The following is a 10,608-nucleotide window of genomic DNA, read 5'->3' on the forward strand; positions in this document are numbered from 1 at the left end:
TTAAAATGATTAAAAAAATCTGTGAGAATCTGTGAAATCTGTGGCATATTTTAGTTCAACCAATAAACAGCCATAACGGCTGGAATAAAATATATAACAATGGTTCTCGCACCATCGTAATCTTTTGCAAGTCTTTGTCCGAAAAGCATCATTAACAAACAGATACATGAAAAGATAGCTCCGTAAAAACCAAATTCTCTGCCATTATTTGTAAATAATTGAATTCCTCCAACAACACATAAAATTCCAGAAATTAATTCCAAAATTAGTAAATGTAAAAGAGCCAGCGGAACCTGATTTTTTAGTGGTGTTTTGGCAAAGTGTTCTTTTAGCCAAGCCACATTATCTTTCCAATAAAAAATTTTTTCGTAACCCGATTGTAAAAAAGTTAAAGCTAGAAAAGCTAAAAGTAAAATTGAGGCAACATTGTTCATTATGAATTATTTTTTATGAATTAAACGAGTCAATTTGATGGATAAATCGGTAAGGATTATTTTTGCATTTCCATTTCTTTCAATATGATACAAAGCATCTGAAAGCTCTTTGAATATTTCGTGAATGTTATTTCCGTTTACGAAAGGAGCAAAATTTTCTAATTTGAATTTATCGACCTTGGGCTCTATATAAACCAAACTTGGCGTCTGATAATTTAGCATTAGAGCTTGTCTAAACATTTCGATACAATACTGAATGAATTTTTTCTGACTTTCGCGTCCCAGTGCTGCAATTTGTTCGCTCCATGAAATTAAATCTTGAATGGCCGCAGCATTTCCTTTTGCTCTAAAAGCGGCGCGTACCCAATTAACAAACCATTGTTCGAACGGAAGATCATCATCATCTTCTTTTAACAAATGCAATGCTTTACTAAAATTACCTTGCGCCTGATGTGCAATTTTTTTGGCTAAGCCGGCATCTATATTTTCTTGGGCAATTAAAGCATCGGCAATAACTTTTTCTGGCAATCCGTTAAAATGAATTACCTGGCAGCGCGAACGTATGGTTTGGATAATATCTTCTTCGTTTTCAGAAATCAGAATAAACATGGTTTTTTCTGAAGGTTCTTCCAGAAGTTTTAGAAGTTTGTTGGAAGCGGCGATATTCATTTTATCGGCCATCCAGATAATCATGATTTTGTATCCGCCTTCGTACGATTTTAGCGAAAGCGATTTTAAAACTTCCTGTGCATCTTCAACACGAATTTCTCCTTGTTTGTTTTGTACACCCAGAATTTTATACCAATCGAACAAACCTCCGTAAGGCATTTCTTGAATAAAGCTGCGCCAATCTTGAATAAAATCTAAACTCTTAGGTTTTGTTTTTACATCTTCGGTTGTAACGGTTGGATAAATAAAATGGAGATCGGGATGAGAGATGTTATCAAACTTTAGATTACAAGAATCGTTTCCGTTTAAATTTTCATCGCCGGTATTGCTACACAAAATATATTGAGCATAAGCAATGGCAGTTATTAATGTGCCACTTCCTTCCGGACCAACGAATAATTGTGCATGAGGAATTCTACCAGAAGCAGCACTTTTTATCAAGTGGCTTTTGATGTAATCTTGACCTAAAATTTGAGAAAATTGCATTACGCAAAGATAGAAGAAAATGTGGAGGCAAAAATTTTCAGGATAAGATTATTTAGTAGTTCACAATTTTCAAATTCGGTGCCGAAGTGAGGAGATGATTTTTAAAAAATTCGGATCATTTTCGACAGAATTTTGTTAATAAATATCTTCAAGTGAGTAAATATCAAGATGTTTTTGTTAATATTTTTTTTCGAAATTCGACAAACGGAGGTTTTTTTTGGCTATTTATAGAGTTAATTTTTTATTTTTTATATATAATCTCTTACGATTTTTTAATTAACATTTTTAACAAAAAGCCCGTTAAAACGCACATTTTCTCGACATAAGACTGGTTTTTAAGGTTTTTTTAAGGAAATTTTTTGAAAAAAAAATTCATTAGAGTTGTAATTTAAGTTAATTTCTATATTTTTGTTTTTATCAACAACCAATTATAAAATAAGAATCTATGAAAGGGAAAATTATTCTATTTAGTGCTTTTTTTATCTTAACTACTGCGGCTGTTTCAGCACAAGCTAAAAACGCACCGAGAAGTATTATTAGTACAACTGCTCTTATCCGAAAATACCATGATCAAAAAGAATTAAGTGGTATGCAAAAGGGTGAACTTTTGGAATTATACATCGAGCGTATCAAAGTATTAGTTAAAACTCTCCCTTACATTGCTTTGGTTACTAAACCTGGAGTTACTATGGCCGACCTTGGTATTCCAGACGATAGTGAACACAAAAAAGTTTTGGATGCTCAAGCAGTTGGTACAACAACATTTTTGGATACAACTGTAGAATTCCAAAGAAAAATGATGCCTTACTCTGATAAAGGAAATCTAATCGCGGCAATCTTGTTCTACGAAAGTACATTGAAATCATTACACGAGTTCAACGATTTGAACGAAATGTAATAAAGCATTTTTTTTGAAATTTTTTTCTGGAAAGTCTCAGTAAAATATTGCTTTGACATTCTTCGAAAACAAAATAAAAAAAACTCATTCTCGAGGGTTCTGTAAAATTCCAGAAAATTCGAGAGGAGTTTTTGCATTTGCGCATACCCAAATTTATTATTAACCGTAATACCCCCTTATCATGAAAAAAATTACTCAATTGATCTGCGTTCTTTTGACAGTTACGAGTATGAGTGCTCAACAAGAGAAAGGAATTATGGGCTACACTAATTGGTTAAACAACTGGACCGAGTTTAAGCCTAATAAAGTTGACTATGGAGAAGCAAACCAAATTTTAGCAGGAAACATTTCTGTTAATACTAAATTGCTAAAAAGAAATATCTACGTTCTACAAGGAAACGTTTATGTTACAAACAATGCTGTTTTAACTATCGAACCTGGAACTGTAATTATTGGTGACTTCGAAACAAAAGGAACATTGGTAGTTACAAAAGGTGCACAATTAGTGGCTGATGGTTTAGAAACAGATCCAATTGTATTTACTTCAAACCGCAGCATGAAAAAAGCTGGAGATTGGGGTGGAATTGTAATCCTTGGAGATGCACCAATTAACAAATTCGGAAATGTTGGTTCTTATAACCTTGACCTAGATCCTACAATGACTACTTACGGTGGTGATAATGTAGCTTCAAACTCTGGAGTTTTAAGATTCGTTAGAATCGAGTTTGCTGGTAAAAAAGTAAAGGGTTCAGATACTTTCAACGGTTTGACTCTTGCAGCTGTTGGAAACAAAACTGTTCTTGAAAACATTATGGTAAGTTACGCTGGAGGAGATTCTTTCGGAGTCTTAGGTGGTGACTTAAATGCTACAAAATTCGTATCTTATAAATCAGTTAACGACGACTTTAAATTTTCTCAAGGAGTTCAATGTCGTTTCTTCAACTCTCTAGCAGTTAGATCTTCTTACTTCTCAAGTACTAAAGATGGATCTCGTTGTATGGAGGTTAAATCTTATGAGAAGAAAAGTGAAACAGACTTCACTAAAAAACAAACTTTAGTTGTTGCTAGTAATATTACAATGGTTAACGACAGCGAAAACATTAAAGCTGACATTCAAGCAGGTTTAGTAAAAGAGGCTGTTTATGTAGCAGAGAATGCTTCTCTTGAAATGAAAAGAAGTGTAATCTCTGGATTTAACCCTGCAGTATTATTAGATAGCAAAACTGAAATCAATGATGCCAACCTTAAAAAAATCAAATTTGAGGAAATGTACTTCAACTTATGTAATGGAAACATCTTTACAGAGTACAATTCTAACAATGAAGATCTAGAAAGCTGGTATGGAAACAGTGTTTTCTTTAACGTAATGTCACAAAGTGACAACAAAGAAACATTCATTGATATGTTCAATCCAAAAAAACCAGATTTTAGATTACAATTAGGAAAAATCACAGCTTCTAGCGGTAATAGATAAATAGTTTCGATTTTTATTTCCCACGCGTAAATTTTATTAATTAAGTCCCCAGACACAATTTATGTATCGTCTAAAGGGCCTAAATAAAGATCAAAACATAATGGTATCTACGAAAAAATATTTTTTATATATAATATTTTTGGTTTCGCCTATTTCGTTAACTCTATATGCACAGAATACAGCAGAACAACCTACAAAGGCTGCTGGTTCTGAGCACAGTTTAACTTTGGCTTGCAATAACCAAAAGAACAGTAATAATAGTGCTGTTATTGAAAACAGCAATTTTAATCAGTTTATAGTAGGGATGTCCAACCCCAAGGACAGCCTTACTATAGCGGCTGAGTCAAATGCATTATCTAACGATTGTGAAGAGAATTCTACACTTGCGGCTACTTCAGTTCTTGCAAAAGAAGTGATTGAAAACTACAAGTACGATTTCTCAGAAACATTCATAGATATCTTGTTTTTTGAGCGTATAGATCTAGCAAGAACACGCACTATATGATTCAAAAAATTACTTTATCTTTTTTTAAAGTTTTAATATTATTTAGCATTTTACTATTTGCTAGATCGAATGCCTATGCCCAAACTATAGCGCCTCAAACCTTTGATGGGTTAGAAAAGCTTTGTGCTGGTAATTCGTTCAACGAGTTTTATGCTTCTTTTAGTTATATAGATTTTCCCGCAGGTACTACCTTCGTAGTGGAGCTTTCAGACGCTGCGGGAAATTTTACTACTCCTGTTGCCACAACTTTGCTTCAAACTGTTGATGTTTCTGCAACTCAAAAAACAATTAAATATGCAGTGCCTACAAATTTAGTTGGTTTTGATACTTATAGTCTTAGAGTAAAAAGTTCAACAGGCGTTACGAGTACAAGATTTAGAAATTCTTTAGGAAATACTGCATTTCCTGCATACTTCAAACCATACGAATCATCTTTCTTTATTAATGGTAAGATTGATACAGCCATGTTATGCGCTGGCGGTAGTTTAACCATTTCTGTTAGTGCAGATACTCCATCTCCAATCAATATTTCTAATATTAAATACAAATGGTATAAAGATGATGTTCTTATCGCAGGACAATCCTCTAAAGACATAGTTATTAATAGTACAGGAAAATATTATGCAGAAATTGATTATGGTCAATGTTCTGATGTTAACTTTAGTTCTAATCGTGTTAATGTCGTTTCTTCTTCAAATGGATCTAATGTAACTATTAATTCAAGTTTAGGAAACCCGTTTTGTGCTAGTGGAACAGGAACTATTTTAACTGCGACTTCTGGAAACAGCTATGCTTGGAAAAAGGATGGGGTCTTAATAGCTGGTGCTACTAACCGTACTTATTCTACAAACGAATCAGGAGTGTATTCTGTTGAAGTTGATTTTGGCGGATGTAAAGCAACTGGAACTATCGATTTGAAAAGCAATAGTTTTGACGCAAGCATTGATGCTGAGGATGGATATAAATTAAGCGAAGGAGAAACAGTAACGGTTACGATTAATACAGATGCGGCAGACGCAACTTACGAATGGTATTTAAACGATAACTTAATTCCGAACGAAACAACAAGATCTTATGTTGTAGCTGTTAAAGGTAATTATAAAGCTAAGGTTTCTTTGGCATCTGGATGTGTTTCTAGCAAAGAATTTACATTTAGAATAAATGGAGAATCTGGCCCATCTAGTGTTATTCCAAACATTATCAAATTAAGTGGTATGAATCCGTACTGGAATATTCCAGACGAATATAAGAATGCAAATACAAAGGTAATGATCATTAGTTCAAACGGAGATATGGTTTTGGATGTAGTGAATTACCAAGGCGATTGGCCTCAAAACAATGTAGATTTTAAGAATGTAAATCCCGTTTATTACTATGTCATTCAATCCGACACAGGTGAAAAAAAAGGATCAATAACTGTTATAAAATAATATGAAGAAACTTTTACTATTCATCACGTTATTTTACGGTTTATCTAATGTACTCTATTCTCAAAACGCAAGTGAGGATGGAGTTGTTTCGTTTTCATTACCTATTAGAAATTCTTTGAAGTTCAATAGATATTTAATTAACCCGACTTTCAGTTTTGTTAGAGAATCAAATCCATACGTAAGTTTCTATAACAAAAGACAATGGGTACAATTTGAGAATGCTCCGCAGACGTATTTGGCTAATTATTCTGGTCGTTTTAGAGAAAACGAAGCATTTGCAGTTGGGTTATTTCAACAAAATTACGGGCTTATGACTGTTTTTGGCGGAGTTGCCAATTTCGCTCATAACATCGTTCTTGAAGAAGATAGTAACTTGACTTTTGGTTTAAATGCAGGGATTTATCAAAGCGGAATAAACACAGGAAAAATTATATCAGATGATTCAACGATTTTAACTGGAGATTTTCCAAAAAGCACGCTTTTAACTGTAAATCCTGGGATTAACTATGGGACTGCTTTTTTAGATTTCGGATTGGCTATTAACAATTTAGTGCTGTATAATTTTGGATCTGGAATGGTAAAAGAAGATCCAGAAAGAGCAATTCAATTGCACGCCATGTATACTGGATATATTGACAGTTATGGCTTTTTTGATAGAAGTAAATTCTCTGGATTGGTTAGAACAGAAATTAAAAAAGATAAAACTGTTATTTCAGGTCTAGGAATGCTTGCACTTCAACAAGGGGTTTGGGCACAAGTAGGCTATAATACATTATATGGAGTTTCTGCAGGACTTGGGGTTAATATTTCTCCAAGTATTGCTATAGAATACAATTACGAAAGAGGAATGGGCAATTTCTCTAATTTAGGTGGTTCTCATGAATTTGCTATTGCCTACAAATTCAAAAATAGAAATTACTATTACGGAGATGATGATGAAGGTTCGTTGATTGATCCTTCAAAACCAAAATCGGTACCAGCTAAACCAAAGTCAGAAGCAACTCAGGTTAACAGAACTGAAATTGCTGAAAAGAACAGATTAGCTGCAGAAGCAAAAGCAAAAGCAGATGCCGAAGCAAAACAAGCAAAACTAGCAGCAGCAGAAAAGGTTAGAGCCGACGCTGAAGCTGCAGCAAAAGCAAAATTAGAAGCAGACAATAAAGCTAAAGCAGATGCTGAAGCTGTTAAAATAAGATTAGCTGCAGAGGCAAAAGCAAAAGCAGATGCCGCAGCCGCAGCGAGAGCACAAACTGCAACAGCAAATAGAGCCGTTGCTACAACACAAAAAACACAAGCTCAATTAGCTGCTGATAAAGCAAGAGCAGATGCAGAAGAGCGTAGAATAAAATTAGCGGCAGACAACAAAGCTAGAGTAGATGCGGCAGCGGCAGCGAGAGCACAAGCAGTAGCAAATAAGCCGACAGCAACAGCTGCTCAAAAAACACAAGCTCAATTGGCTGCTGATAAAGCAAAAGCTGATGCAGAGGCTATGAAATTGAAATTGGCGGCAGATGCAAAAGCGAAAGCCGATGCAGAGGCAGCAGCAAAAGCAAAAGCCGAAACTGCAAAATCAGCTCAAGCAGAACAAAAAACAGAGGCGCAATTAGCTGCTGATAAAGCTCAAGCAGATGCTGAAGCAATGAAATTGAAATTGGCTGCAGATGCAAAAGCGAAAGCAGATGCAGAAGCAGCGGCTAAGGCAAAAGCAGAACCTGCAAAAACAGCTCCAGCGCCACAGAAAACAGCGGCACAGTTGGCTGCTGATAAAGCAAGAGCAGATGCAGAAGCGGCAGCAAAAGCAAGATTAGCGGCAGCTGAAAAAGTAAAAGCTGATGCTGAGGCTGCGAGACAAGCTAGATTGGCAGCGGCAGAGAAAGCAAAAGCAGATGCTGAAACAGCGAGATTGAAATTAATTGCAGACAATAAAGCTAAAGCAGATGCTGCCGAAGCAAAACGTAAAGCAGATGCTAAAGCAAAAGCTGAAGCTGCAGATATGCAATCAATTTTAGCAGCAGATGCAAAAGCAAAGGCAGATTCAGATGCATTACAAGCAAGATTAGCTGCAGAAGCAAAAGCAAAAGCAGCTGCAGAAGCGAAGACAAAAGTTTCTATTGATGCAGCTAACAAAGCGAAACTGGCTGCTGATCAAAAAGCAAAAGCTGCTGAAGAAGCTGCACTTAAAGAAAAATTAGCTGCAGATGCAAAAGCAAAAGCTGATGCAGAAGCAAGACAAGCACTTATTGCCGCAGAAGCAAAAGCAAAAGCTGATGCAGAAGCGCTGAAAATAAAACAAGCTGAGGATGCACGCCAAGCACAATTGGCGGCAGAAGCAAAAGCGAAGGCCGATGCTGAAGCACTTCAGGCGAAACTTGTAGCAGATGCAAAAGCGAAAGCTGATGCCGAAGCTGCTGCAAAAGCGAAATTAGAAGCTGACGCAAAAGCAAAAGCCGATGCTGAAGCAGAAAAAGTAAGATTGGCTGCAGAAGCAAAAGCACAAGCTGACGCCGAAGCAGAGAAAGCAAGATTAGCAGCTGATGCAAAAGCTAAAGCCGATATGGAAGCTTTGCAAGCTAAATTAATTGCAGATGCTAGAGTGAAAGCAGATGCCGAAGCAACGGCAAAGGCAAAAGCTGAAGCTGAAGCGAAAAAATTACAAGATGAAGAAAATGCTCGCCAAGCGAAATTAGCAGCAGAGGCAAAAGCAAAAGCTGATGCAGAAGCAGAGAAAGCGAGATTAGCAGCAGAGGCAAAAGCAAAGGCTGACGCCGAAGCAGAAAAAGCAAGATTAGCAGCCGAAGCAAAAGCGAAAACCGATGCTGAAGCATTACAAGCTAAACAAGTAGCTGAAGAAAAAGCAAGAGTAGAAGAAGAAGCTCGTCAAGCAAAATTAGCCGCTGACGCAAAAGCAAAAGCGGATGCTGAAGCAGAGAAAGTAAGATTAGCAGCCGAAGCAAAAGCGAAAGCGGATGCAGAAGCATTACAAGCTAAACAAGTAGCCGAAGAAAAAGCTAGAGTAGAAGAAGAAGCTCGTCAAGCGAAATTAGCAGCAGATGCAAAAGCAAAAGCAGACGCAGAAGCGCTTCAAGCGAAATTGGCAGCAGATGCGAAAGCAAAAGCAGATATGGAAGCTCTTCAGGCAAAATTGTTAGCTGATGCAAAAGTAAAAGCAGACGCAGAAGCAACGGCAAAAGCGAAAGCAGAAGCAGAAGCTAAAAAATTACAAGAAGAGGAAGAGGCACGTCAAGCGAAATTGGCTGCGGATGCAAAAGCAAAAGCCGATGCTGAGGCATTAAAAGCGCAACAAGCTGTTGAAGAAAAAGCTAGAGTTGAAGAACAAGCTCGCCAAGCCAAATTAGCTGCAGATGCGAAAGCAAAAGCAGACGCTGAGGCACTTCAAGCAAAACTAGCTGCAGATGCAAAAGCAAAAGCAGACGCTGAGGCTCTTCAAGCAAAACTGGCTGCAGACGCGAAAGCAAAAGCCGATGCTGAGGCTCTTCAAGCAAAACTGGCTGCAGATGCAAAAGCAAAAGCAGATGCTGAGGCTCTTCAAGCAAAACTAGCTGCAGATGCAAAAGCAAAAGCAGATATGGAAGCTCTTCAAGCTAAACTTCTAGCAGACGCAAAAGCAAAAGCAGATGCGGAAGCGACAGAAAAATTAAAAGCAGAAGAGGAAACAAGACTGTTAAGAGAAGAAGAGGAGCGTCAGGCAAAATTAGCAGCAGATAAAGCTAAAGCAGATGCGGCAGCAGCGGCATTAACGGCGAAAGCTAAAGATGATACTGGAAAAGCTATTGAAAACTTGACTCAGTCTGTAGAAAGTACAAGTAAAGTACAAACAGATTTATTAGATCAGTTTAAGGCAACTGTTGCGAATAAGCAAAAAGACTTGAACGATTTAAAAGAGGAGAATGATTTAAGTGAAAAAGGTATTTATAAAGAGCCAAAACCATTTAAGAGTGTAGCGGCAGAAAACAGTCAGATAGAATCATTAAAAGTTCAGATTGCTGATGCAAACAACAGCATGGAAAATGAAATTGGGAAGCTGACAAATCTTTATAACGAAAGAAGTAAAAAGTTCCCTAAAGATGATCCTTTGAATAAAGCTTATCTTGAAAAGATAAACGAATTGAAAGCGGCTCAATTAAAAATGAAACGAGAAGGTGCAGCTTTAATTGCCGATTTAGAGCGTATTAAAACAGAGACTGAAGTTGAGCGTAAACGTAGAATTAAACGTGCAGCTTATGAGAATGATGAAGGAAGATATGCGCAGGACGTTGCCGCTCTTAAACGAATAAAAGAGACAACAAAAGTAAGCAGCACACCACTGAAAGCAAATGATTTTGATTTTGGTGAAGAGCAGTCAAACATGCAGATTATTAAAAATATTAAAAACTCTGATAGTGGATATTACTTGATTCTTGCAGTACACAACAGTGTCGAGAAACGAGATGAGTTTTTAACGAAAGCAGTAGCTGCTGGACTTACAGATGTGAATTTCTTTTATAATGTGACAACAAGTAAATATTACATCTATTATGAAAAATACGACGGTCTACAAGAAGCTACAAAAGCTTTGGAAGCGAAAGGGAGCAAGCCATACAACGGTAGAATGGCTGTCGTAAAAATTGAGAATTAATAGAAATATATATAGATAAGATAGTCCTTCTGAGGTTTCAGAAGGACATAAAAATAAAATGTTAAGAATGCTATGA

The 10,608-nt window shown here is 36.6% G+C and carries 7 protein-coding genes; 5 read left to right on the forward strand and 2 right to left on the reverse strand.

Going from position 1 to position 10,608, the window contains the following annotated elements; genetic code table 11:
- Nucleotides 1–50 precede the first annotated feature (50 nt).
- Both BSF41_RS14290 and BSF41_RS14295 read right to left on the reverse strand, forming a co-directional pair.
- Nucleotides 51–434 (reverse strand): DoxX family protein, encoded by a 384-nt coding sequence (locus BSF41_RS14290; RefSeq protein ID WP_095930182.1) that lies wholly within the window; start codon nucleotides 432–434, stop codon nucleotides 51–53.
- Nucleotides 435–440: 6 nt separating this feature from the next.
- A complete protein-coding gene (locus tag BSF41_RS14295) occupies nucleotides 441–1,589 on the reverse strand; it encodes a hypothetical protein (protein ID WP_095930183.1) in 1,149 nt (382 codons plus the stop codon).
- 445 nt (nucleotides 1,590–2,034) lie between these two features.
- Here BSF41_RS14295 and BSF41_RS14300 point away from each other — a divergent pair, with 445 nt between their 5' ends.
- From BSF41_RS14300 to BSF41_RS14320, 5 genes are all read left to right on the forward strand, one after another.
- The gene (locus BSF41_RS14300) at nucleotides 2,035–2,487 is read left to right on the forward strand and encodes a hypothetical protein (RefSeq protein ID WP_095930184.1); all 453 of its coding nucleotides are present in this window, start codon (nucleotides 2,035–2,037) and stop codon (nucleotides 2,485–2,487) included.
- Nucleotides 2,488–2,668: 181 nt separating this feature from the next.
- Nucleotides 2,669–3,961, forward strand: a complete 1,293-nt coding sequence (locus BSF41_RS14305) for a hypothetical protein (RefSeq protein ID WP_095930185.1) — start codon at nucleotides 2,669–2,671, stop codon at nucleotides 3,959–3,961.
- Between the two features lie 100 nt (nucleotides 3,962–4,061).
- A complete protein-coding gene (locus tag BSF41_RS14310; protein WP_253251832.1) occupies nucleotides 4,062–4,466 on the forward strand; it encodes a hypothetical protein in 405 nt (134 codons plus the stop codon).
- Nucleotides 4,463–5,896 (forward strand): gliding motility protein SprC, encoded by a 1,434-nt coding sequence (sprC, locus tag BSF41_RS14315; protein ID WP_095930187.1) that lies wholly within the window; start codon nucleotides 4,463–4,465, stop codon nucleotides 5,894–5,896. The genes BSF41_RS14310 and sprC overlap by 4 nt, the downstream gene beginning before the upstream one ends.
- 1 nt (nucleotide 5,897) lies before the next feature.
- On the forward strand, nucleotides 5,898–10,532 hold the full coding sequence (locus BSF41_RS14320; protein WP_095930188.1) for a type IX secretion system membrane protein PorP/SprF: 4,635 nt from the start codon (nucleotides 5,898–5,900) through the stop codon (nucleotides 10,530–10,532).
- The last annotated feature ends 76 nt before the right edge of the window (nucleotides 10,533–10,608 follow it).

Origin of the sequence: Flavobacterium sp. ACN2, from assembly GCF_002303885.1 — a bacterium.
Lineage (GTDB): Bacteria > Bacteroidota > Bacteroidia > Flavobacteriales > Flavobacteriaceae > Flavobacterium.

Excerpts from the sequence above, each read along its gene's own strand:
- BSF41_RS14290 (WP_095930182.1), bottom strand. The coding sequence starts at position 434 with ATGAACAATGTTGCCTCAATTTTACTTTTAGCTTTTCTAGCTTTAACT.
- BSF41_RS14295 (WP_095930183.1), bottom strand. The coding sequence starts at position 1,589 with ATGCAATTTTCTCAAATTTTAGGTCAAGATTACATCAAAAGCCACTTG.
- BSF41_RS14300 (WP_095930184.1), top strand. The coding sequence starts at position 2,035 with ATGAAAGGGAAAATTATTCTATTTAGTGCTTTTTTTATCTTAACTACT.
- BSF41_RS14305 (WP_095930185.1), top strand. The coding sequence starts at position 2,669 with ATGAAAAAAATTACTCAATTGATCTGCGTTCTTTTGACAGTTACGAGT.
- BSF41_RS14310 (WP_253251832.1), top strand. The coding sequence starts at position 4,062 with ATGGTATCTACGAAAAAATATTTTTTATATATAATATTTTTGGTTTCG.
- sprC (WP_095930187.1), top strand. The coding sequence starts at position 4,463 with ATGATTCAAAAAATTACTTTATCTTTTTTTAAAGTTTTAATATTATTT.
- BSF41_RS14320 (WP_095930188.1), top strand. The coding sequence starts at position 5,898 with ATGAAGAAACTTTTACTATTCATCACGTTATTTTACGGTTTATCTAAT.